Here is a 23,147-nt window from a genome sequence, read left to right as displayed (position 1 = left end):
ACTCGGACTTATGGAAGAAGCCCGCTCTAAAAAAGACCCCCGGGAGGGGTCCTATTATACATGCTTCTTTACTTTCCCGAGCTTTTCGGATTGAGCAATGGCAGCCTTTGCCCCCCCGGTGACATGTTCCTGCACCGAATGTTTCCGGAGGACCGAGAAGGCAGCCTCGGTTGTCCCCCCGGGGCTCATCACTTCTTCGTACAGCGACTGGAGCGGCCTGGACGTTTGCGACCAACGCTTGGCAGCGCCTTGCATCGTTTGGATCAACAACGCCTTCGCGTCCTCTTCCGTCAACCCGGCATCGACCGCCGCCGTTTGCAACCCTTCAAGGAGGTAGTAAAAATAAGCGGGACCGCTCCCGGAGATGCCGGTGACACTATCCATTTTTTCTTCAGGGACGATGGTGACCGATCCGATGGAAGAAAAGAGCGAAGCGGCCAGATCAACATCTTTGTCGGCTGCGAATTGGCCACCGCTTATGGCGCTTGCGGAAGCGCCGACGTTTGCCGACGTGTTCGGCATGACGCGTATGACCGGGCATTCGGCTTCGATAAGGGAAGAGATATAGCCCGTCGTCGTACCTGCCAACACAGAGAAAATGACGTGGTCCGCACGAATAAACGGTTGAAGGCGTTCAAGGGCATCACCGACGTCTTTCGGCTTCATCGCGAGGATCAGTAAATGACTACGTTCAACGGCTTGTTGTTTGTTCGTCGTCGTTTGAATGGGATAGTTTTTTTCCAATTCCTCAAGCCGCTCGCCGTTGTTTTTATTCATGACGGTGATTTGTCCACTATTTACGCGATTGTTCGCGACCAGTCCGGAAACGATGGCTTCGGTCATTGCTCCGGCACCGATAAAGGTGATCGCTTGATCGGCCAGCGTCATTGCACCGTTCCTCCCTTCACATGGCCGTCTCCCGAGACGACATATTTATTGGTAGTCAGCGCGCCCAGTCCCAAGGGGCCGCGTGCGTGTAGTTTTTGTGTGCTGATGCCGATTTCCGCTCCGAAACCAAATTCCGCGCCATCGGTATAGCGGGTGGAGGCATTGTGGTAAACGCTAGACGCGTCGATTTGATTCTGAAACGCGCGAGCCTTTTCCGTATTTTCGGTGACAATCGCTTCGGAGTGGGTCGTCCCAAACCGGCGAACATGGGCAATCGCTGCATCTGTGTCTGGTACGGTGCCGAGGGCAACGATGGGCGCGAGGTACTCGGCTGCCCAATCGTCCTCGCCGGCCGGTTTCACGTCGCCATGCAGGCGCTGAATGTTTTCATCGCCTTTAATGGTGACCCCTTCAGCAAGCAAAGCTTCAATGAGCGCAGTTCCGTTGGTATTCGCCCATGGTTCATCGAGGAGAATGGTTTCTGCGGCGTTGCAAACCGAAGGCCGATCGGTTTTTGCATCCACAGCGATGGAAATGGCCATCTCTTTGTTGGCGGTAGCTTCAATGTACACATGGCAATTGCCGACGCCCGTTTCAATTACCGGCACGGTCGATTGTTCGATCACCGCCTGAATAAGGCCGGCGCCTCCGCGTGGAATGATGACGTCGACAAGGCCGCGCATCTGTCCCAATTCCCGGACGGTATCGTGATTTTCGGGGTTCACGAGTTGCACCAACGTTTCCGGCAATCCGCACCTCTTTAATCCAGCTTTCATGGCGCTGACAAGGGCCTCGTTTGAATGCACGGCCGATGAACTCCCTCGTAAAAGAACCGCGTTTCCGGCCTTTAAACAAAGCCCGGCGGCATCGACCGTGACATTAGGCCTGGCTTCATAAATCATCGCGATAACACCGAGGGCCACGCGCCGGTTTTCGATAACGAGCCCGTCATGCCGGGTCCATGTTTCGGGTTCGACGGTTAGCGGATCGGGGAGATCAACAAGGGTTTCAAGCCCTTGGCTCATCGACTGCAAACGTTTCGGACTTAGCCGTAAACGATCGAGCAAATAGTCGGACAGTCCATTTTGCTTTCCGGACGCGACGTCTTTCTCATTGGCCGCGAGAATGTCTTTTTCCCTGTTCAATACTTCGCGTGCCATCGCTTGCAATGCTTCGTTTTTTTCTGTCGTTGGACACAATCCCAGTGATTGGCTCGCCGCTTTAGCGTCTTGGGCCAGTTGTTTGACTTCATTCACTGAAAACACTTCCTTTCGAGGTACTTACCCAATGATCCCGGTGGATATAAGTGACAGCCGGTTGTTCGGAAAGGCGGGTGCGCATGTCGTCAGCACCTATCGTGGCTCGCCCTTTGCCGACCGGTTCATGCGCCTCGTCAAAGACGGCGACAACGGATCCTTTTGAAAAAGTTCCTTGTACATCGCGGACGCCAACGGAAAGCAAACTTTTCCCGTCATAGAGAAGGGCGTCTTTGGCGCCTTCGTCGATGACGAGATTCCCTTCCACAGGTGAATAGATACCGACCCACTGTTTTTCTTTTGGCCACAGATGGTTAGGCTTCGCGTATACATAAGTGCCGTCGCCGTTTCCTTCCATGATTGCTTGTAGCCCTCGCGGATCGTCGCCTTTTCCGATGAACGTTTGAATGCCGAAGGTTTGCGCGTTGCGGGCAGCTTCCAATTTGGCACGCATGCCTCCGCTCCCTAACGTGGATCGATGGCTGTCCGCTTGCGTAAGCATTTCCGCTGTGATGCTCCCAATGGTTTCTTTTTTATGGGCATCCGGATGATGAGGATGCCGGTCGTATACCCCGTTGATATCCGTGAGCAACGCGAGTGCATCGGCCCTCAGAAGTCCGGCTACCAAACTTGCGAGCCAATCATTGTCACCGAACGTCAGCTCTTCCACGGCAATGGAGTCATTTTCATTAATGATTGGCAAAATGCGGCGTTTGAGCAGCTCTTGCAACGTTGCATAGGCGTTGTTGTATTGATGTTCTTCTTGAAAGCTTTCCCGGGTTAACAAAAGCTGGCCAACCGTAATGCCTTCTTTCATGAACGCATGTTGATAGGCTTCCATGAGCAACCCTTGCCCGACAGCGGCCGCAGCTTGTTTTTTTTCCGTCGTGACCGGCCTTGTGGCGTAACCGACGCGTTGAAACCCGGCGGCTACTGCTCCCGACGTGATCAAAATAAGTTCATGGCCTTGATTGTGGAGATGGGCAATCGCCTGAGAAAACCGCTCGAGCCAGTCAAAGGCAATGCCGCCCTCTCGGTTGGCGAGCGAACTGCTCCCGATTTTCACGACCATTCGTTTTCGTTCCAATGTCTACACCCTCTTGTAAATAATTGACTTCTCGCCATGAATGGCGGACATCAAGGTCATTCTTATCCTGTTACCCCAACAATGGCAAATGACGAATCGTGCAAAATGAAAAAGAACCTCTTTTCGCCCTTCACAAAAAGGACGGAAAAGAGGTTCCGCGGTACCACCTTCGTTGAAACCCCGGGTGGGATTTCCACTTTACGCTTTCTATCGCAAAGCATAACGGTCAGGTTTATCCCTGACAGCTCCGGGACGGGTTCAAGGCGTCAGTGGCGCGAATGTTTCAGCGAGTCATTCGCTCTCTGGTGCATGACGCTCCTTTACTAGTTCCTTTCAGCGCTTCTTCGTATATAGTGGTGCTGCAAGCCTGAACAGCGCGGATGTGCTCCGTGGCCGCTACCATTATGCGCCTGCAGCGTGCACTTGTATTTATGAAATTGCTGCTAATATATCATGTTCCTCGGTGGATTGCAATGGATTTTTTATCTGGGAGGGGGGCGTGGGCAGATGGTTCATACAACGCTGTGCGCCCGGTGCTTCCTGATACGGAAATCATTCCCGTTTCATGTCACTCGGAACGACGGTTCACCTCGGGGAATGGGCACGCCCCTGTCGTCATTTTTCTGCATATTGTCGATTCCATATCCCCGTGGTACACTACGGTGGTAGCATGAATTTTTTGATCCAAGGAGAGAGGATCTATGTACGAGCAACGCCAAGGTTTGGTCGTTTGGTTCCGATCCATGAAATATGTGCGCCAACTCCGAACGTATGGGCATGTGCAATATGTCTCCAAGAAAATGAAATACGCGATGCTTTATTGTAATCAGAAGGAAGCAGAGCACCTAAGTGAACAACTCGGACGCTTGTCATTTGTGACCGGAGTAGAATGGTCGAAACGGGCACAATTGGATATGGACTTCACCAAAGCTTCAAGTGCCTCGAAGGGCTCCCGAACGAGGGCTGATAATGTTCATGTATAGGGCATCATAAGGCCTGGCGTATGATTTCTCGCCGGGCTTTGCTTTTACTTGAAGCGATAACCGGTAGAAAGTATCGAAAAGATCTCATCAATGGCGGCGAAAGTTAACGTGGCTTTCCAACTCTCCTTTCCGATTGTGCAATAAAAAAACCGCGTACCAATTTGGTACGCGGTGCCTGTTGTAAACACTACAGGCAATGGGAGAGGAGAAACCGGAGGAAGCGCTTATGGGGAAATGTAAGCGTTCTCCGCGGTTATCTGCAACATGGGATCATGTTGCTATTCATAGTCTGACCCGCTCCGGTAGGAAATATACACGGTGATCCGGAGAAAATAGAAAAATTTAAATGAAGCTTCCAAGCCCCCATATCGCCCGTGGTAAACGTGACGAGTAATTGGAAGTCCCCACTATTATTTCGGCCCTTCACTGCTTCTGACACTTGCCCTGCGGATATGATAGGATAGAACCGCAAAAGGAAAGGCGGCGAAGCGATGCGTATCATTGCAGGGAGCAGAAAAGGCACACGGCTTAAAGCTGTCCCGGGGGCGGAAACACGCCCAACAAGTGATCGTTTAAAAGAAGCGCTTTTTCAAATGATCGGCCCTTATTTTCAAGGCGGGACGGGCATTGATTTATACGCAGGGACCGGGGCGCTGGGGATGGAAGCGCTCAGCCGCGGGATCGATGAGATGTATTTTTCCGATACATCAGGCGCGGCCATCAAAGTGATCCGAGAAAATGCAAGCAGATGCCATTTCGAAAAGCAGGTTCATATTTATAAGCAAGGGGCTGTGCACATGGCCAAGAGGCTTCACCGTGACAAGAGAAGGTGTTCCCTTATTTTCTTGGACCCGCCTTACCAACAGCAACAACTTGAAGAGGACATTACGCTTATTCAAGACTTGGAGCTTGTCACTCCCGAGACGGTAATTGTTGCGGAACATTCGTCCTCGTTGCATTTGGAGCAGGAAATTGGCGATTTTTGTAAGTCCCGAACGAAAACATTCGGAGACACGCAAATCAGTATTTTTACCAACAACACGGAAAGGAACGAAGAAGGATGCCAACGATAGCAGTAGCGCCGGGCAGCTTCGATCCGGTAACAAACGGACACCTCGATATTATTGAACGCAGCGCAAAAATTTTTGATAAAGTGATTGTCGCCGTACTGATCAATCGAAACAAAACCCCGCTCTTTAATATCGAAGAACGGGTGGAATTATTGCAAGATTCATTCCAGAATTATCCCAACGTGGAAGTGGATTCCTTTGATGGGCTTTTGGTTAACTATGTGCGCTCGAAAAATGCAAATGTGATCGTACGCGGATTACGGGCGGTGACCGACTTTGAATATGAAATGCAATCAACCTCCATTAACCGAAAGATGGACAAGGACATTGAAACCTTTTTCATGATGACGAATAACCAGTATTCGTACTTAAGTTCAAGCATTGTCAAAGAAGTGGCTAAAAATAAAGGCAATGTCAACGGTCTCGTCCCTTCTCATGTCGAAGATGCATTAAAACGGAGGTATGACGTTTAAACGGATAGTTTCATTTTTCGTCTATGAAAAATACAGATGGAGACAAGCAGCATTCCGAGCGTGAAATAAGGGGAGCCTAAAAGAAACATCTCCCATATTCCTTGGCCAGAAGCTGTATAGTCCCAAAAAGAGAAAACGGCGATGCCCTCGGGGTGATAGAAGACATCCCAACATACGTATGTGAGCACAGCAGCAATAACCCCTTGTAAACAACGGGCAATGAAGAAAGGATGAAACCTTATATCGGTTTCTGCCAATAAACTTCCCGCCTGTGCCTGGGCGGAAAAACCGGCAAAGGCAAGCATGAAGCTCGTAACGATCACCTTTTGTTTCAACGGTGCATCGGTAAGGCTCGCCAGCTGGCTTCCGAGCGTCATTTCAAACAACCCGGACACAATCGGCACGCTAAGTTCAGACGAAAATTGGAAGACAGTCAAGAACACTCCGGCGAACATGGCAAGGACGACGGTCACGTTAAGGAGCGACAAAATTTCGTTGATCACGGAGAAAAGAATGATAAAACCGCCGATCATGAGCAGCGTTTGTACCGAAGATTGCACCGAATCCCCTAATTTTTTTCCGATCGGGCGATTGTCGCGCAACCGTTCTTCATGAAGCAATTGAAAAGCCGCCTTCACAGAAGGGAGGGTGAGCTTTTTTTTCAATCGGGAAGAAACATCTTCCCTTCCGTGGAATCGCATGATGATGCCGACGAAAACATTAGCTGCATAATGGGCAAACGCGAGCAGAAGGCCGAGGGCAGGATCATGAAAAAAACCAACGGCAATGGCTCCGAATAAAAACAACGGATTTGAAGCGGTTGTAAAGGAAACGAGTCGCTCGCTTTCCATCGTTGTAATGCGTGCTTCCTTCCACAATCGGGTGGTTAGTTTAGCGCCCGCGGGGTTGCCGCTGGCGACCCCCATTGCCCACACGAACCCTCCGGTCCCCGGGACTTTAAATAGTGGACGCATAAAGGGTTCCATGAAAGCGCCGAGAAAGCTTACGACTCCAAACGCAATCAAGAGTTCTGATATAATAAAAAAAGGCAGTAATGACGGAAAGACGACATCCCACCAGATGGAAAGCCCTCGCAACGATGCATCAAATGCCGCTTGTGGAAAGACCATTAGGGAAATTGCAAGAATAGCTGCGCTTGTGCCCAGCAGTAGTGTCTGCCAGTGGGAACGTGTCATCTTTTTTCTCCTTCCGGGTGATTGGACAGGGGTCTTCATTATTACAATACGAGGGAACATTTCAATTTAGACCAGTTAAGTAAGGACCGATAGTCAAATATCCCCGATCCTACATACGTGGAGGGGCCCTTTATCCGGGAGATTGGATTGGAGTGAATTTTCGGTTCAAGGAGGAAACCATGGTGAAAGATCAACCGTCCATTGGCCTTGCGCTCGGTTCAGGAGGCGCACGCGGATTCGCGCATATTGGAGTGCTGGAAGTGTTTGAGGAGGAAGGCATTCCTGTTGATTTTATCGCCGGAAGCAGTATGGGGGCGGTCATTGGAACGTTGATGGCCCTCGGACGGTCTGCTGATGATTTAAAACAACTGGCCGGTCTGTTTCGCAGAAAATATTATATTGATTTCACCGTCCCGAGAATGGGGCTCGTGAGTGGGAAACGTTTGGAAGAGTTATTTTATATGCTCACGAAGGGAGAAATGCTGGAAAACCTTGATACGCCCGTTACCGTGGTTACGACCGATTTGAACAGTGGGGAAAGGGTTCTTTTTACGGACGGTTCCATGGCAAAAGCCTTGCGGGCGAGTATTTCCATTCCGGGTATTTTTGTCCCGGCCCGTTACGGGGATCATTTACTCGTGGACGGAGGAGTCATCGATCGTGTTCCGGCAAATGTCGTGACAGAGATGGGCGCGGATCTCGTGGTCGCGGTCGATGTCTCTTATTTTCCCGAAACGCCATCGACGTCGTCCATTTATGATGTCATTATTCAAAGCATGGAAATTATGGCGCGGGAACTCGTCAAAGCCAAAAAAATTGAAGCAGATATTCTTATGGAACCAATCGTGCAGGCAAATAATGCGATTGTATTCGATGATACGGAATCGCTCATTCAACAAGGACGGGAAGAAGCATTGCGCCAATTGCCGCAAATTCGGGAAAAGATTGAGGCTTGGAAGGGGAAAAGATCGTGACTGAGGAAAGAAAAGAACGAAGATTTTCGAAAACATGGTCGATTGTAGGGCTCGTGATCGTATTGCTGTTGGTCTATCAAATTCCGATGCCTTATTATTATTCTCAACCCGGAGATGCCGTCGGTTTGAATGAATTCATTACGGTGGAAGATGGGGGTGGGGAAGAAGGGGAATTTTACTTAACAACGATTCGGCAAAGCCAAGCCAACCTTATCCTTTATGCCTGGTCGTTTTTAAGTTCTTACCGAGTGCTAACGCCTGAAGAGGCGGTTCGTATGGAAGGGGAAACGGATGAAGACTATCACAACCGGCAACTGCAAGCGATGCACCAGTCCCAGCATGCGGCTACAGTGTCGGCTTATGAAGCAGCCGGTGCCGTGGTGCATGAAAATGGGGTGCTCGTCACCCAGTTTGTGGACGGCATGGGCGCCGAAGAGGTGTTGGAATCCGGGGATGTCATCACCGCCGTTGACGATGAAAACATCGGGAATATCACCGAATTAAATGAGTCGCTGGCGGGAAAAAAAGCGGGAGATTATGCCCAGTTGAGCGTCAATCGGGAAGGCAATGCTTTGGAGTTGGATGTGGAAATGGTTGAGTTTCCGGAAGAGGTGACGCATACAGATGAACCGACGGTTGGACTCGGGGTTGAGTTTCCCGTCAATCAACGTGAGTTTAACCCCAAAGTAAACGTGGAAACCGGTGATATCGGCGGGCCTTCGGCCGGATTAATGTTTGCCCTCGAAATATATAATCAGCTAACCGAAGAGGATTTAACGTATGGATTGGACATTGCCGGCACCGGCTCGATTGATGAAGATGGAAATGTCGGGCGCATCGGCGGCGTGGGCCAAAAAGTGGTGGCAGCGGATAATGCAGACATTGATGTCTTTTTTGCACCACAAGACACTGGCTTAAGCGACACCTCCGATTATGAAATGGCCATGGATGCCGCCGAAGACATTGATACATCGATGACGGTCGTCCCTGTATGGGAACTTCAAGACGCCGTTGAATATTTGGAAAACGAAGGCTAGGGACGAAGCTTTCCGAGGTGAGTCTCCGACCCGTCCAGGGCTCGGAGCCTGCACAGCCCTTCCAAAAATTACCGATAAACTTCTTCTTGCGCTCTGTTTTTAACGGATAAGCCGTTTTTAGATTGTATGGACCTGTCTAGCGTTCTAATTTCAGCGGAGGCCCGGATATTAGATCGCATCAAGCCGTCTAACGTTCTGCTCTCGGCGATCACACCATTTATAGACCGTATCATCAGCGTTCTCACCGATTTCGAACGAATGAGCCCTTCGATTTTTTTCGAAGTCCGTGAGTAGGTATTTCGGAAAGTCCAAAACACGCAACTATTCTCTCTTCTCCCGATACACCGGGGGTTGGGCGTATTCATCTCTCCATTTCTCCACTTTCTGTGTTCCGCTTAACATTGCATAATACGCTCGTGCCGCTCGTTCGTCCAACATTTGTTGGGCATCTTTCTTTTTCGGAGGCCGATGATATAACGATAATGGTGTGCGGTGTTTAACAGCGTTTAAATACTTTCGTCCGGTTTCATTGAAGCCGAGGATGCGAACGGAACGGGGCCGCGCCTCATCTCCGTAAGCGTTGGCGATATCGGTTTTAGTCGTACCGGTGAGCAGGTGCACAGCAAAACGTTGAAGGCGTGTCCAAGTGTAGCGTTTCGTTTTTGCCTCCTCCATGAAATCCATAAAGGTTGGTTGTTTTAAGGCTGTCTTTATAAAGCGATTCTCCAGTCCTTCCTCCGCTTCATAGATGGTAGCGAGGGCATCAGGGGAACGTGTACTGAGGACGAACTGCAGATAAGGGTAATAAGCGTCCCACGTGTGCATGGGTTGTCCCACTTCATATAAATGTTCCATCTTTTTATAGATTGATGGCGGGACATAGGGGCGAATCTTTGTTACGTCTGCATGCGCGGCAAGGATTTTGCGAATCGCGGTCGCGCTCGCGATCGACTGATCCTCAGGCAAACCCTTGTCATGGTAGTGGGCGCTGATGCGGGGAATCGTATTGGCGTTGATCGTTGCCCCCAGCTGACGCGCGGCTTTGACGTAATGATACCCGAGAATATTGTTAGGTTTCGATAAATCGGGAAGGTGCCCGGGCGGGCCCGCGTCGTGAAAGGCTTTTGCTTGCGCGGTCGGAAAAGAAACACCACTTGCCAAATGAGCACGTACATTTTTTTGCAGTGATGCGTAGTGATGCTGCATAAAGGTGTCAAGTTCAAGGAAATCTTGAATAGACCCTGCTTCACTGCCGAAATAGAATGCATCGGTAAATAAATCGTCGAGAATGGAGACGGCGCCTCTGGCGAACCAATGGGCGTGCTGAGTGGAAAAGGCATAGGGGAGCTCAACGACGAGGTCAGCCCCCGCCGCAAGTGCCATTTCGGTTCGCGTACGGCGCGAGAAGATCGCGGGTTCGCCGCGCTGTAAAAAGTAGCCGCTCATGACACAGATGACGACATCGGCTCCGGAAGCTTCTTTAGAAGCGTTTAGATGATAGGCATGCCCGTTATGTAGAGGGTTGTATTCAACAATAAGACCAATGGATTTCATAGGCATCGAACAGAACGTCGTTGCGGGCAGGAAAGAACGCAACCGTCTGCTTCTCTCCTTTCAGTGTTTTCGGTGAAATGGTTGTTTCGCGATTAAGGATTCGATATGTTAAACTAACGGCTAGTATTTGTTGCTGTTCATTATGGACAGTATAATGTAAAGAAATTATGTTGACAAATCATGAATACGACCGATATAATTATTCTTGTTGTCTTGAGGTGAAGCAATTGCGCTGGACGATTCAACAACTATTGGCTAACAGTGCAACCGGCATTGAAATTGATCGTCACGTTGACGTAAGTGAACTTACAGAACGGGATAAAGAATTAATAGCCATCTCAAAAGCTCATGTGACCGGAAATGTTGAGGTCGAAAACGAACATGCGCATTTTCATATGGCGGTTCAGGGGACGATGACCTTGCCGGATTCCAACACACTGGCCGAAACCGATGTTCCTTTTGATATAACAATGGTTGAAAGCTTCCGGATGGATGGTCTGGAACCCCCGGGAGACGATGAAACCGTGCATGCTCCCGAAAATGGGTATGTGGACGTGCTTCCATATATTAAGGAACATATTTTGTTGGCCATTCCCATGCGAGTGATAAACACAGAAAAAAAAGAAGGCCCGGCCCCACAAGCCGGTACTGGTTGGAACGTTGTAGACGTTGAAGAAAAAGAAGACTCGGACGCAAAAGACAACGTTGATCCTCGCTTGGCAGATTTGGCTAAATTCTTTAGAGATGAGGATTAATCGTTAGAAGGAGGTGGCAGAAATGGCCGTACCAAAGAGACGTACGTCGAAAACCGTAAAGAGACAACGGAGAACGCACTTTAAACTGAATGTTCCGGGCATGGTGAAATGCCCAGAATGTGGGGAGCTGAAACGTTCCCACCGCGTATGTAAATCATGCGGAACGTACAAAGGAGAAGAAGTGACCGAAGCAAAAGATTAAAGTGAAGGAAACCCTTGTTGGATAAAAACGGGGGTTTTTCATGTTGTATAGAGCTCCATCGAGGATTGATCTTGTCTGTGAAGGCAAGATTTTTTTGTTTTTGAGGGATGGGTCAGGGGGGGTACGATGCAGGGCAATAGGCCAAAAAAGTCATGGTGTCCCCTTTTGTTCAGGAACCGTCATGGGGTGGTTTCTCACTCTGAGGGGGCCGGCATTCGCGTTATCGAACCTCATAAAGGTGGCATGTCACTCTGCGATCAACCAAGGGAAAGAACTTCTGAAACACGCTATTAGTACAATGCTTCTTCCTTTCAATATTGCCGGGTATTCTCACGACGTTTCGACTCAAGAAAAACAGGAACAAAAAGCATTACGGAGGCTTCGGATCGCAAAGAAGGAACCGTAACGAACATCCCGTGCAACCTTCGACTTCCGAGCGCTCCGAAATGGACGGGGGAAGCAACCAATGTGCGCTCGCTTAATCAATACCCTTCTGCCATTTATATCTGTCTTTTTTCCTCGATGTACTGCCTATGCTTTTCTTTTCCTACGAATATCCACGACCGTTCACCTGTCCTATTTTCCATTTCTAACTGCTAGACCAAAATGTTAGGTCTAGCAAGAAAGCACGCTCTATTTTTTGAAGCAACACCTGAAATTCCAATCATAGAAGGATAGAGTCACGCATAAACGTACATAATGAGTGATAAACCGTAATAAATTCTATGAAACGTTAGCCACTTATCTCGGTGGTAAGCGCAGGTTCACGAATAAAAGTATTGGAGGGAAAGGGAATGACTGCACTGAGGCAGGATGCGTGGAGTGAAGAGGAAGACTTAATGTTAGCAGAGGTAGTACTCAAAAACATACGCGAGGGGGGGACCCAGTTACAAGCGTTCGAAGAAGTAGGCAAGAAGTTGGAACGGACATCAGCGGCATGTGGTTTCCGCTGGAACGCTACCATCCGGAAGAAGTATGATGAGGCAGTAAAAATCGCAAAGCAGCAAAAGAAAAAACAAACGAATACGGAAAAGAAAGAAGCGGTTCCGGCCGCTGTGCCCGCGTCGGTGCCAGACGATTCGGAAAATAAACAAGGGCGCGTCGAGACGGAACAAAGCTTGCGTTTGGAAGATGTCATCGCGTATTTACGAAAATTGGAAAAGGAAGAACGAGACAGTGGTACTTTGAAAGACTCCCTTGCAAAGGAGCAGGAAAAAACCCGGAAGTTAGCAGCCGAAAAGGAAAACTTGAAACAAGAACTGGCGCGATTGCGACACGATTACAAATCGTTTTTATCCATGCTGGATCGGGCGAGGGAATGGCAAGGGGAAAAAGAGACGTAGGACCTCGTTCAAAAAAAGAAAAACATGGTTCTGTTGTTGCCCGATGCCCGGACCCCCACTTCGTAAGCGGGGGCATCACTTGAAAAGCATGTTGCATGCAAAATTCCCGTAACACTTGCAGTGGAACGGGATTTTCATTTTATCAAGCAGATCACAAGCAAACGGATGATTCTTGTGCTACACTGAAATCATCTACCTTGAAGGTTGAACGGTCGGGAGCGAGGTCCTCTGCCTTCCTCCGTTCGTTTTCCTATGCCATTTTGTTCCTTCAAAGCATGAGCGTTGATTGATTCCGGTGGTAAACGCAAGCAAAGCTCCCATTTCAACCTCGGAAACGGGGGAGGACGGCGACGAACATCCCGCTGCCTTAAAATCATCACAGGCGTACTCCCTATTGATGGACGTTTTACTGTATACATATGCTGTTTATATACATTCTCATGAAATAGAAGAAAGGTCGGTAAACATGACGGTAGAATCATTCCCCGTGCAACTTCAGGGGTGGGCCCATTGTTATGTGCAAGGGGACCCAACCGTTCGGGCGTTTTACGATTATCCTCCTTTTGGAGAGGAGGATAGGCGCTGGCGGGAGTTGCAGAACTACGACTTTAAACGTGACCATTTGCGAAAAGCGCTGTATCAATATCACCAAAAATATGATCATCGAGCAAAGGCACTCGAACAAATCGATAAACTGCAAGATGAACGAAGCGTTGTGGTTGTCGGCGGGCAACAGGCCGGTTTGCTGACAGGACCGATTTATACGATTTCAAAAGCGCTGAGCGTTCTATTAAAAGCGGAAGAAGAAGAAAAGAAGTTGGGGATCCCCGTTCTCCCGATTTTTTGGATTGCCGGTGAAGACCATGATTGGGAGGAAGTCAATCACATTTTCGTTCACAACCATGATGGCGGGGTATCAAAAATAAAATACGAAGGGCGCACGAATACCGGCGCTCCTGTGTCCGAACAACCCATTGACCTTCCTGCCATGCAATGGTGGTTACAGAGCGTATTTCGCAATTACCGGGAAACGCCTTATTCGCGAAGGTTGCATGATCAACTGGCGTCTTTCGCAAAACAATCTGCCAACGTCTCCGATTTTTTTGCGGAAGTCATGCTTTGGCTCTTCCGCAGGCAAGGCCTTGTGCTCATTGATCCGCAACAGCCGCTCTTTCGTCAACTGATGACCGACACTTGGACACAGTTGATCGAGGATAATGATCAGGTGAGAAGAGCATTTACCAGTGCGCAAGAGAGTGTGGAACGAGTAAATGATACGAGGGCGTTCCTCGAAGCGACGGAAGATCACACCCATTTATTTTATAGCGCGGAGGGCAAGAGGGAAAAATTGGTTGCCCACCCGGATGGGGAACTGTCCCTCCATAACGGTCTCTACAAAATGTCACGAGCGGACTGGTTGAGGGAAGCAAAAAACCATCCGGAAAAGTTTAGTGCAAATGTCTATACCCGCCCGCTCGTCCAAGAAATGCTATTGCCGGTATTAACGTTCGTTGCCGGTCCCGGGGAAGCGGCTTATTGGTCCATGGTCGGCCCCCTTTTCCATCATTACGGCCGACGAGTTCCGCCTGTGGCCCCCCGCGCGCAGCATACGTATGTCGATCGCAAAAGCGAAAAAACGCTGGACGCGGAGGGCTTATCGGTAAACGAGGTGGCAAATGAAGGCGCGTCCACCTATGCCAATGCTTTGGAAGAAAAAAACCGGAAGTTGGATACGGAAAACCTTTTCCAAAAGAGCCTCGCGCTTGCCGGCGAAGGCCAGCAAATGCTCGCTAACGCGTTATATGAGCTGGCACCAAGCGAAGAAAGATATGTGGAGAAGAATTATCAGCGAATGCAGGAAGTGTTCCAAGATTTGCAACAGCGCATCGAACAAAAGCAATTGGAGGATATCAAGCCGAAAGTGGATAATGTACAACAGTTGGAACAACGCTTGTATCCGAATAAACAACCGCAAGAACGCGTGTTGAATATCGTTCAGTTTTTGAACGAATATGGGGAAGATCGTTTGTTGGCCCTGTTTGATCAAGTCAAATCAGAAACGTTTTGCCACCAGTTTATCTATTTATAAAAGTGGAGCGAAATGCTTCTATTCATCTCCCACTTCGCCCCACCCACGGTGTTGAATGCTTCCACCCCAAATGTTGAAAGGTAGCGCAGCGAAGTGGGCTCCCACTTCCCACCTCTCAACTCCCACATCTAAGACACCCGCCAATCCCCACGTATGTGGGGATTTTTTCTGTCGATGGCCGTTTTTCTCACCGCTTCGTTTGGCAGTTGTCGGCGTCCCTAGACACGTATCCCCACGCAAGTATCCACACGTGTGTGCCAGTCATCGACAGGGGCATTTCTCGCGGAAGGGCCCGCGTCTCTACTATTTTCCCCTCTAGTATCTTCTGTTTAGCATGCAGTCTCTTCTTATGCGGGAATAAACCTAGATCCCCTAACATGTACCATTAAAAAATCAATTGTGGAAAGAGGGAGTCTGAAAAATTGCATGGCCATCCGTTTTTTATTCGCAAGCGAAAGGAGGATATAAATAAAAAAAATGGACCGCAAAAAACGCCATTTTTCGCACGTTCCACGAGTTAGCCCTTTGCAAACGCAAAAAAATCCAAAAAATAACGTGGTGTAAAGTGGGGGATTGTGGTAAATTAGGGTTATCAAGTGGAAGGGAACGGCGAGCCATGTTCATGGGAGAATACAAACACGCCATCGATCAAAAAGGCAGGCTAATTATTCCTTCAAAGTTTCGCGAGGGGTTGGGAGACCAATTCGTGATCACCAGAGGAATGGATCAGTGTGTCTTTGTATACCCAAGAACAGAATGGGAGCAATTGGAACAGAAGCTAAAATCGCTGCCCTTTACGAAAAAAGATGCGCGTGCATTCACTCGTTTTTTCTTTTCCGGAGCCGCGGAAGTCAGTTTTGATAAACAAGGCAGGGTGAATATTCCATCTACGCTGTGCCAACATGCACAATTGGAAAAGGATTGCGTCGTGATTGGCGTATCCCGACGTGTGGAGATTTGGAACGAGTCCATTTGGGAAGACTATTTTGCAGAATCTCAAAGCTCCTTTAGCGATATTGCAGAATCATTGGAAGACCTGGACTTGTAAAAGGGGGGATTTGTATCAGCCCGTACAGCCATGAAACCGTGTTGTTGCAGGAGGCAATAGACGGTCTTAACATTATCGGAAGCGGCACTTACGTGGACTGTACATATGGACGGGGCGGCCATTCAGCGGAAATCATTAAACGGCTAAATGAACATGGTCATCTCTACGCCTTTGATTCAGACCAAGATGCAATTGAAGCCGGTCGTAAACGCTTTGCGGAAGAGTCAACAGTGACATTTACCCGGGAGAACTTTCGTCGTGCACCGGCTAAACTGGATACATATGGGGTAGAAAGTGTGAATGGCGTCTTGTTTGACCTTGGTGTCTCTTCCCCACAGCTGGATGATAAAACACGCGGCTTTAGTTACCGCGGCGATGAACCGCTCGATATGCGCATGGACAGGCAACAGACCCTCACCGCCGAGGAAATTGTCCATACGTGGCCGTTCGAGTCCCTCGTGCACATCATCTCCCGAAACGGAGAAGAAAAATTTGCAAAACCGATCGCTCGTGCCATCGAAACGGAACGGGAAAAAACCAAAATCACCTCAACAGAACAATTAGCAGCGCTTGTCAAGCACGCCATACCTGCGGCAGCGCGAAGAAGTGGCGGCCATCCGGCCAAACGAACGTTTCAGGCGCTTCGAATCGCCGTTAATGATGAACTGCAGGCATTTGAAGATGCGCTTTCCACATTTGTCGCCAAACTGGAAGTAGAAGGACGGCTGGCAGTCATTACTTTCCATTCATTGGAAGACGCGATTGCAAAACGAACGCTAAATATGTATTGCAGCACACCTGAACTACCACCCGGGCTCCCGGTCATTCCCGAACATATGAAACCGACGATGAAATGGATCAACAAGAAGCCACTCGTCCCTTCCCATGAAGAGGTTGAAAAGAATCGTCGGGCAAGATCGGCCCGGTTGCGCATTGTTGAAAAAATAAGGGAAAGGAGGGCGTAAATGAGCCAGGCAACGCAAAAACAATATGTAAGAGAAGAACAAAAAGAAGAACAAAGGCAATTACAAACCGTTCGGAATCGAGTCGAAAAGAGGTTCACACGTGGGGAAAAATACTTAATGGCAATGATTGGAATTGCTATTGTCGTTACTGCAGTGCTCATGGTCTCCAATTATGCAAGCATGTATGGACTAGAACAGGAAATCTCCCAACTGCAAAGTGAAATTAACCAACAGCAACAGTATAATGAAGGGCTGGAACATCAAGTTTCCGAACTTAGTGATCCCGAACGTATTTTGGAAATCGCCCAAGACAATGGCATGGAGCTAAATGATGATAATGTCACCGTCCTTGACCATTAAAAACCTTTAAACAGCAAGGTCAGTTTTTCCAAGGAAAATTCATATACGCGGGTGGTGGGACTGTTGAAGCGAACAACAATCATTTCCAGAGCGTTCCTTCTTTTTGGGCTGGCAGCCATCATCATCGCTGTATTGGGCGGAAGGTTTTTGTTTGTGCAAGTTTCCAAGGAAATCGACGATGTGGATTTAGAAACACTTGCAAATGAACGCTGGACGAGCCATGAGCCCTTGCAAGGGGAACGCGGTAGTATTTACGCGAGTAACGGAGAGGCAATCGCGGAAGAAGTAACCAGCTATACTGCTTTCGCGATTCTTCAAGATGGGTATGAAGGCGCGGTTGACGACCCGGAAGAGACGGCGCAAACCCTTGCCCCTTACATTGATATGGAGGAAAATCGCTTGGTCGAACTTCTGACGAGGGATCAATTCCAAGTTGAATTGGGCACAGACGCACGCCAACTTAGTTATGAAGAGAAAGAAGAAATTGAGGACTTAGGGTTAGAAGGCATTCATTTTCGCCTTGAACCAAAACGCTATTACCCGAATCAAGCATTTGCCTCCCACGTGCTTGGTTACATCGATCGGGGAACGGATGATGCGGTTATGGGACTTGAAGCCGCCTTGGATCAAGAACTTGAGGGCGAAGGAGGTTCCATGACTTACCAGGTCGCCCGAAATGGGGTTCCACTTCCCGGTAGCGAGGAAGAAATAAGCGATGCCTACAATGGAAACAATGTTCAACTGACATTGGATTCCAATATTCAACTGGCGTTGGAGCAGGCGATGACTTCGGTCGACGAGGAGTACGAACCGGAGCGAATGACCGCGATTGTTGCAAACGCCAAGACAGGCGAAATTCTTGCGATGGGCAACCGTCCTTCCTTTAACCCAAATAACTATGAAGCTATTACCAACCATACGAATTTTGCCGTTTCCGATCATTATGAGCCTGGATCGACGCTGAAAATATTTACCATGGCCGCGGCCGTTGATAGCGGAGCGTATGATGGCGATGAGGAGTTCGAATCCGGTACTTACGACCCCGGTTATGAGCATATCATTAATGATCATAATGATGGGGAAGGTTGGGGGACCATCACATTTGATGAAGCAATGGAGCGATCTTCCAACGTTGGTTTCTCAAAGCTTGTCAATGAAATCATGGGTGCCGATACTTATTACGAATACCTTGACCGTTTTGGGTTTGGAAAAGAGACGGGCATTGAACTGCCCAACGAAGCAGCAGGCATGATGAGTGAGAGTGACCTTGATGCCATGTATACTGCCTTTGGCCAATCTTCTGCGGTGACGCCGATTCAACAAATCCAGGCGGTGACGGCGATTGCAAATGACGGTAAGATGATGCAACCTTATATAGTGGACCGTATTGAAAACCCGAACGTCAATGAAATGGTCTATGAAAGTGAACCTGAGATTGCCGGAGAGCCGATTTCCGAAGAAACGGCCAAAGGAGTCAGGGAACAACTCGTGGAAGCGGTCTATGGGGAGAATGGAACCGGTGGTGCTTTTCAAGTTGATGATATGACCATCGCCGGAAAAACGGGAACGGCGCAAATCCCATCGGAAAACGGTTATCTATCCGGCCATGGGCAAAACATCTATTCATTTTTGGGGATGGCCCCGGCCGATGACCCTGAAATTGTCACATACGTGGCGGTGGACCGACCGAATTTATCGGAAGATGAGTATGGGAGCCAACCGGTATCAACCATATTTAACACCGTGATGCATCAAAGTATGCAATATTTTCATTTGCAGCCTGATGAATCGCCCAGCCAAGAAGAAGAGGAATCGGTGGAAGCTGAAGGCATTGAATTGGAAGACGTTACGGGGGATCGTGCAAATCGAGCCGCTGAAACCGTGAGTGAACAACATCTGGCGCCCTTTATTTTGGGAGAGGGCAATCGAATTGAAAGCCAATATCCATTTGCCGGAGAGCATGTCATTTCCGGGGAAAAAATCTTTCTCGTCAGCGATGACAGCTGGGAAATGCCGGACATGACAGGATGGTCGGTAAGAGATGTCGTGAAATTCAGCACAGCGACCGGCATGAACATCGAGCATTCCGGCACCGGGTATGTGAGGGAACAAAGCCTGGAACCCGGGAGCGAAGCCGGCAGCCATGACTCCCTCACCGTGGAATTTGCTCATCCTGAGGAAGAAAAAACAGACGGAGACTGACAGCGAACGAATGCCCCACGTTCATAAAGCAGGCGTACAAGCATAGATTTGAAGGGAAAGTATCTATCAGATGAGGTGGCCTTTCATGTCTAAAATCACAAGAACCCTTGTGCGCCGAAGATTGCTCTTGGTTTTGCTGGCCGGGATCGCGTTAACGTTGGTACTTATGGCAAGGCTCGGCTATGTACAGTTTTCATTGGGCGGTTGGTTGACGGAAGAAGCCGAAGAGTCATGGAGCAGGGATTTACCTTTTGAAGCGGAACGCGGAGAGATCTTGGATCGGCATGACGAAGTGTTGGCAACGAATGTCAGTGCACCGTCTGTCCTCGTTGTTCCGAGGCAGATCGAGGACCCGGTGGAAACATCCGAGCAACTCGGGGATGTTTTGGAAGCTGAGCAACAAGAGGTGTATGAGCAAATCACAGAGGAAAGTTCGATGGTTCGACTGACTCCCTTCGGGCGCAAGATTGACCAAGAACGCGCATCGGAAGTGCGGGAACAACGTCTGCCCGGCGTTTATATTGTTGAAGACAACAAGCGCCACTATCCGAATGGCGAGTATCTTTCTCACGTGTTGGGATTTGCCGGCATCGATAATCAAGGACTTACAGGGATCGAAAAACAATACGATGAACGCTTGCAGGGCGAGAGTGGACATGTTTCTTTTTTTTCGGATGCCCAAGGGCAACGATTGCCGGATATGGCGGATCAATATCAAGCTCCGCAAAATGGCATGAATGTGCGATTAACCATTGACGATCAAGTGCAAACGATTATCGAACGGGAGTTGGACAATGCCGAGGCTTCGTATGATCCGGACGGGGCGCTCGCGATTGCCATGGACCCCGGCAATGGGGAAATTCTCGGTATGGCTAGCCGACCACACTATAATCCGGATGATTACCAAGCGGTCTCCCCGGAGATTTATGACCAGAATCGGCCCATTTGGTCCACGTATGAACCGGGCTCTACCTTCAAGATCATTACCTTGGCGTCTGCCCTTGAAGAAAACGAAGTGGATCTCGACGAAGATACATTTCATGACCCCGGATATATTAAAGTAGGCGGACAACGCTTGAATTGTTGGAAAAAAGGCGGGCATGGCGAGCAAACGTATTTGGAAGTTGTGCAAAACTCCTGTAATCCCGGGTTTGTGTCGATGGGAGAAAAATTAGGAACAGAGACGCTTTTTGATTATATTCATCAGTTTGGCTTTGGCGAACGAACCGGCATTGACTTGGAAGGGGAGGGAACCGGCATTCTGTTCGATGTAGAGAATGTGGGGCCGTTGGAACGTTCCACGACAGCGTTTGGGCAAGGCGTGTCCGTGACCCCGATCCAACAAGTGACAGCCGTTGCCGCAGCTGTGAACGGCGGCACCCTCTATCAGCCGTTTATCGCGAAAGATTGGCTTGATCCTGAAAACGGCGTGGTGCTTGATAGTCAAACTCCGATGGAAAAACAACAAGTCATCTCCGAAGAGGCATCGGCGGAAGTGCGACGGGCATTGGAGCACGTCGTTGCGCAAGGCACCGGTGGAGGTGCGTTCGTTGACGGCTATCGTGTCGGCGGGAAAACGGGAACCGCCCAAAAAGCGCAAGGCGGCCGTTATTTGGAAAACAATCATATCGTTTCGTTCATTGGCTTCGCACCTGCCGATGATCCTGAAATCGTTGTATACGTCGCTATCGATAACCCAAAAGAAACGGTACAATTCGGCGGGGTCGTAGCCGCACCGATCGTCGGAAACGTCATCGGGGACAGTTTACAGGCCATGAATGTCCCACGGCGGGAGGATCAAATCGAAAAGGAATTAACGTGGTCGGATGTCCCTTATTTGGAGGTTCCTGATGTTACAGGTTTAACGTTAAGAGAATTGCATGATGCCAACTATCCCCTTAATTTGGAAGTATCAGGGGAAGGGGAAGAGATCTACCGTCAATCCCCCGCTGCAGGCGAGAGAGTGGAGGAAGGTTCCACCATTCGTCTGTACATGAGGGATAAAAGCGATTAAAATAGTCTATGGATACTCAGCCAAGGAAACCCTTGGCTGTTCTCACATGTTCGGAACGGAAGCCATGGGGCTGAAAGGGAGAAAAATGTATGGATTTGCAAGAATGCTTGGCGGGCTTGCTCGCATATACCAAAACGAAAGCTGAAAATCCGTTGATAACTTCCGTGGAAATGGATTCTCGCCTTGCGCAAGCAGGCACATTATTTGTCGCCATTCGCGGATTCACGGTCGATGGCCATCACTATGCACGAGAAGCTGTTGAAAAGGGGGCAGCCGCGGTCGTCGCCGAGGAAGATGTGCATGTCGACGTTCCGACCGTGATTGTATCCGACAGCAAACGGGCGCTCGCGCAAATCGCCAACCGTTTTTATCATAGCCCGACCCACGACCAAAACATCATCGGGGTTACGGGAACGAACGGAAAAACGACAACCACGCATCTATTGAATCAAATTTTACAAGATGATAAGCGAAAAACAGGGTTGATCGGCACCCTCTATACCCAATATAATGACGAAGTCTTCGAAGCAAAAAATACGACCCCGGAATCATTGGTGTTGCAGCGAACCTTCTCGGAAATGAAAGAAAAGGGCGTAACCGATGTGACGATGGAAGTATCTTCGCATGCATTATCGCTCGGCAGAGTTCGCGGAACGGAGTTTAATATTGCTGTTTTTACAAATTTAAGCATCGATCATTTGGATTATCACGAAACGATGGACGATTATAAACAGGCAAAGGGACAATTGTTTTCACAACTTGGCAACGCTTATGATAAGGGTTTGAAAGTCGCGATTGTCAATAACGACGATCCTTACGCTCGCTACATGATGGATGTAACCGCGGCTCCGGTCCTCACGTACGGCCTGCAAGATGGGGGGGATGTTCGAGCCCGTGATTTGCGCGCGCGGCCGACGGGGACATTTTTTACGCTCGTTATAGGGGATGAATCGATTGAATTAAACTTGAAAATGATCGGTCGTTTCAGCGTATATAATGCCTTGGCTGCCGCGGCGGCAGCGTATGTGTCCGGGGTTTCCTTATCCGTGATTAAACAGAGCCTGGAAGCTGCCAAACCGGTCCCCGGGCGATTCGAGCCGATTGAAGAAGGACAGGATTTCGCGGTGATTGTGGATTATGCCCACACGCCTGATAGTCTGGATAACATATTGCAAACGGTCCGAGAGCTGACAGAACGAGACGTATATGTCATCGTCGGATGCGGTGGGGACCGGGACCGTACAAAGCGCCCGGAGATGGCAAGGATCGCTGCCACCTACGCGGATGAAGCCATTTTCACGACGGACAATCCACGCAGTGAAGATCCGCGCCTCATTCTGCGCGATATGGAAGCAGGGGTGGAAGGCAAGCCCTTCCGGACGATCGAGGACCGAAAAAAAGCGATTCGTTACGCGGTTCAACAAGCAAAAAGAAAAGATGTTATCGTCATTGCCGGCAAAGGGCACGAACCTTATCAGGAGGTCGCTGGAACCTTTCATACGTTCGATGATCGCGTTGAAGCAAAAGAAGCGATACGGGACCGGCAGGAACGTGAACGATAGATAATATGGACTCAACGGCTTACGGCATTGAATGAGGAAGTTGTAAAAAGACCGCGTGGTTGGAGCGTCGTCGAAAAGAACATAAGATA

General features: G+C 49.2%; 20 protein-coding genes and 1 other annotated feature. Of the genes, 15 read left to right on the top strand and 5 right to left on the bottom strand.

All coding sequences use genetic code 11. The features are described from left to right. Positions 1–54 precede the first annotated feature (54 nt). Genes proC through proB form a run of 3 tightly spaced genes read right to left on the bottom strand, consistent with a single transcriptional unit; the run spans position 55 to position 3,231 of the window. A complete protein-coding gene (gene proC / locus DT065_RS05290) occupies positions 55–888 on the bottom strand; it encodes a pyrroline-5-carboxylate reductase (protein WP_114371517.1) in 834 nt (277 codons plus the stop codon). Next, complete coding sequence (locus DT065_RS05285; RefSeq protein WP_114371515.1) at positions 885–2,144, bottom strand: glutamate-5-semialdehyde dehydrogenase; 1,260 nt, start codon at positions 2,142–2,144, stop codon at positions 885–887. The genes proC and DT065_RS05285 overlap by 4 nt, the downstream gene beginning before the upstream one ends. Continuing rightward, positions 2,137–3,231, bottom strand: coding sequence for a glutamate 5-kinase (gene proB, locus DT065_RS05280; RefSeq protein WP_114371514.1), 1,095 nt, complete (start codon positions 3,229–3,231; stop codon positions 2,137–2,139). The genes DT065_RS05285 and proB overlap by 8 nt, the downstream gene beginning before the upstream one ends. Positions 3,232–3,365: 134 nt before the next feature. Next, positions 3,366–3,577 (bottom strand) — a binding site (T-box leader). 355 nt (positions 3,578–3,932) lie between these two features. On the opposite strand from proB, the gene DT065_RS05275 reads away from it, so the two are divergent. The 3 genes from DT065_RS05275 (at position 3,933) to coaD (ending at position 5,757) form a co-directional block, all read left to right on the top strand. Continuing rightward, positions 3,933–4,214: a YlbG family protein gene (locus DT065_RS05275; protein WP_114371513.1), complete on the top strand. Its 282-nt coding sequence runs from the start codon at positions 3,933–3,935 to the stop codon at positions 4,212–4,214. A gap of 491 nt (positions 4,215–4,705) precedes the next feature. Further along, entirely contained in the window at positions 4,706–5,287 is a 582-nt protein-coding gene (gene rsmD / locus DT065_RS05270) for a 16S rRNA (guanine(966)-N(2))-methyltransferase RsmD (RefSeq protein WP_114371511.1), read from the top strand. After that, positions 5,275–5,757, top strand: coding sequence for a pantetheine-phosphate adenylyltransferase (gene coaD / locus DT065_RS05265; protein WP_114371510.1), 483 nt, complete (start codon positions 5,275–5,277; stop codon positions 5,755–5,757). Before rsmD ends, coaD begins: the two co-directional genes overlap by 13 nt. Here coaD and spoVV read toward each other — a convergent pair. Next, positions 5,754–6,953 (bottom strand): dipicolinic acid transporter SpoVV, encoded by a 1,200-nt coding sequence (gene spoVV / locus DT065_RS05260; protein WP_114371508.1) that lies wholly within the window; start codon positions 6,951–6,953, stop codon positions 5,754–5,756. The two genes, coaD and spoVV, sit on opposite strands and share 4 nt — an antisense overlap. 179 nt (positions 6,954–7,132) lie before the next feature. On the opposite strand from spoVV, the gene DT065_RS05255 reads away from it, so the two are divergent. Next, a complete protein-coding gene (locus tag DT065_RS05255) occupies positions 7,133–7,927 on the top strand; it encodes a patatin-like phospholipase family protein (protein WP_114371507.1) in 795 nt (264 codons plus the stop codon). Beyond that, complete coding sequence (locus DT065_RS05250; RefSeq protein WP_227002735.1) at positions 7,924–8,964, top strand: YlbL family protein; 1,041 nt, start codon at positions 7,924–7,926, stop codon at positions 8,962–8,964. Before DT065_RS05255 ends, DT065_RS05250 begins: the two co-directional genes overlap by 4 nt. A gap of 321 nt (positions 8,965–9,285) precedes the next feature. On the opposite strand, the gene DT065_RS05245 is transcribed toward DT065_RS05250, so the two are convergent. After that, positions 9,286–10,524 (bottom strand): nucleotidyltransferase, encoded by a 1,239-nt coding sequence (locus DT065_RS05245; protein WP_160112418.1) that lies wholly within the window; start codon positions 10,522–10,524, stop codon positions 9,286–9,288. 221 nt (positions 10,525–10,745) lie between these two features. Here DT065_RS05245 and DT065_RS05240 point away from each other — a divergent pair, with 221 nt between their 5' ends. The 10 genes from DT065_RS05240 (at position 10,746) to DT065_RS05190 (ending at position 23,058) form a co-directional block, all read left to right on the top strand. Next, positions 10,746–11,273 (top strand): YceD family protein, encoded by a 528-nt coding sequence (locus tag DT065_RS05240; protein ID WP_160112417.1) that lies wholly within the window; start codon positions 10,746–10,748, stop codon positions 11,271–11,273. A gap of 22 nt (positions 11,274–11,295) precedes the next feature. Then, entirely contained in the window at positions 11,296–11,475 is a 180-nt protein-coding gene (rpmF, locus tag DT065_RS05235; RefSeq protein WP_114371502.1) for a 50S ribosomal protein L32, read from the top strand. Between the two features lie 794 nt (positions 11,476–12,269). Next, on the top strand, positions 12,270–12,818 hold the full coding sequence (locus tag DT065_RS19570) for an RsfA family transcriptional regulator (protein WP_114371499.1): 549 nt from the start codon (positions 12,270–12,272) through the stop codon (positions 12,816–12,818). Positions 12,819–13,113: 295 nt separating this feature from the next. Further along, the gene (bshC, locus tag DT065_RS05220; protein ID WP_227002793.1) at positions 13,114–14,907 is read left to right on the top strand and encodes a bacillithiol biosynthesis cysteine-adding enzyme BshC; all 1,794 of its coding nucleotides are present in this window, start codon (positions 13,114–13,116) and stop codon (positions 14,905–14,907) included. A 616-nt stretch (positions 14,908–15,523) separates the two neighbouring features. Continuing rightward, positions 15,524–15,955 (top strand): division/cell wall cluster transcriptional repressor MraZ, encoded by a 432-nt coding sequence (gene mraZ / locus DT065_RS05215; RefSeq protein ID WP_114371496.1) that lies wholly within the window; start codon positions 15,524–15,526, stop codon positions 15,953–15,955. A gap of 14 nt (positions 15,956–15,969) precedes the next feature. After that, positions 15,970–16,920 carry a 16S rRNA (cytosine(1402)-N(4))-methyltransferase RsmH gene (rsmH, locus tag DT065_RS05210; protein WP_114371495.1) on the top strand — a complete coding sequence of 317 codons (951 nt, stop codon included), beginning with the start codon at positions 15,970–15,972 and terminating at the stop codon, positions 16,918–16,920. Continuing rightward, positions 16,921–17,280: a cell division protein FtsL gene (ftsL, locus tag DT065_RS05205; RefSeq protein ID WP_114371493.1), complete on the top strand. Its 360-nt coding sequence runs from the start codon at positions 16,921–16,923 to the stop codon at positions 17,278–17,280. It abuts the gene before it with no gap. Positions 17,281–17,334: 54 nt separating this feature from the next. After that, on the top strand, positions 17,335–19,482 hold the full coding sequence (locus tag DT065_RS05200; RefSeq protein ID WP_418314661.1) for a penicillin-binding protein: 2,148 nt from the start codon (positions 17,335–17,337) through the stop codon (positions 19,480–19,482). A gap of 85 nt (positions 19,483–19,567) precedes the next feature. Continuing rightward, entirely contained in the window at positions 19,568–21,496 is a 1,929-nt protein-coding gene (locus tag DT065_RS05195; protein WP_114371491.1) for a stage V sporulation protein D, read from the top strand. An 89-nt stretch (positions 21,497–21,585) separates the two neighbouring features. Then, on the top strand, positions 21,586–23,058 hold the full coding sequence (locus tag DT065_RS05190) for a UDP-N-acetylmuramoyl-L-alanyl-D-glutamate--2,6-diaminopimelate ligase (RefSeq protein ID WP_114371489.1): 1,473 nt from the start codon (positions 21,586–21,588) through the stop codon (positions 23,056–23,058). Positions 23,059–23,147 lie beyond the last annotated feature (89 nt).

Source organism: Salicibibacter kimchii, from assembly GCF_003336365.1.
In the GTDB taxonomy this organism is placed as follows: Bacteria; Bacillota; Bacilli; order Bacillales; family Marinococcaceae; genus Salicibibacter; species Salicibibacter kimchii.
Note: the sequence above shows the minus strand (reverse complement) of the source record. Positions and strands in the feature narration are given on the sequence as shown.

Excerpts from the sequence above, each read along its gene's own strand:
- proC (WP_114371517.1), bottom strand. The coding sequence starts at position 888 with ATGACGCTGGCCGATCAAGCGATCACCTTTATCGGTGCCGGAGCAATG.
- DT065_RS05275 (WP_114371513.1), top strand. The coding sequence starts at position 3,933 with ATGTACGAGCAACGCCAAGGTTTGGTCGTTTGGTTCCGATCCATGAAA.
- rsmD (WP_114371511.1), top strand. The coding sequence starts at position 4,706 with ATGCGTATCATTGCAGGGAGCAGAAAAGGCACACGGCTTAAAGCTGTC.
- coaD (WP_114371510.1), top strand. The coding sequence starts at position 5,275 with ATGCCAACGATAGCAGTAGCGCCGGGCAGCTTCGATCCGGTAACAAAC.
- spoVV (WP_114371508.1), bottom strand. The coding sequence starts at position 6,953 with ATGACACGTTCCCACTGGCAGACACTACTGCTGGGCACAAGCGCAGCT.
- DT065_RS05255 (WP_114371507.1), top strand. The coding sequence starts at position 7,133 with ATGGTGAAAGATCAACCGTCCATTGGCCTTGCGCTCGGTTCAGGAGGC.
- DT065_RS05245 (WP_160112418.1), bottom strand. The coding sequence starts at position 10,524 with ATGCCTATGAAATCCATTGGTCTTATTGTTGAATACAACCCTCTACAT.
- rpmF (WP_114371502.1), top strand. The coding sequence starts at position 11,296 with ATGGCCGTACCAAAGAGACGTACGTCGAAAACCGTAAAGAGACAACGG.
- DT065_RS19570 (WP_114371499.1), top strand. The coding sequence starts at position 12,270 with ATGACTGCACTGAGGCAGGATGCGTGGAGTGAAGAGGAAGACTTAATG.
- mraZ (WP_114371496.1), top strand. The coding sequence starts at position 15,524 with ATGTTCATGGGAGAATACAAACACGCCATCGATCAAAAAGGCAGGCTA.
- ftsL (WP_114371493.1), top strand. The coding sequence starts at position 16,921 with ATGAGCCAGGCAACGCAAAAACAATATGTAAGAGAAGAACAAAAAGAA.
- DT065_RS05195 (WP_114371491.1), top strand. The coding sequence starts at position 19,568 with ATGTCTAAAATCACAAGAACCCTTGTGCGCCGAAGATTGCTCTTGGTT.
- DT065_RS05190 (WP_114371489.1), top strand. The coding sequence starts at position 21,586 with ATGGATTTGCAAGAATGCTTGGCGGGCTTGCTCGCATATACCAAAACG.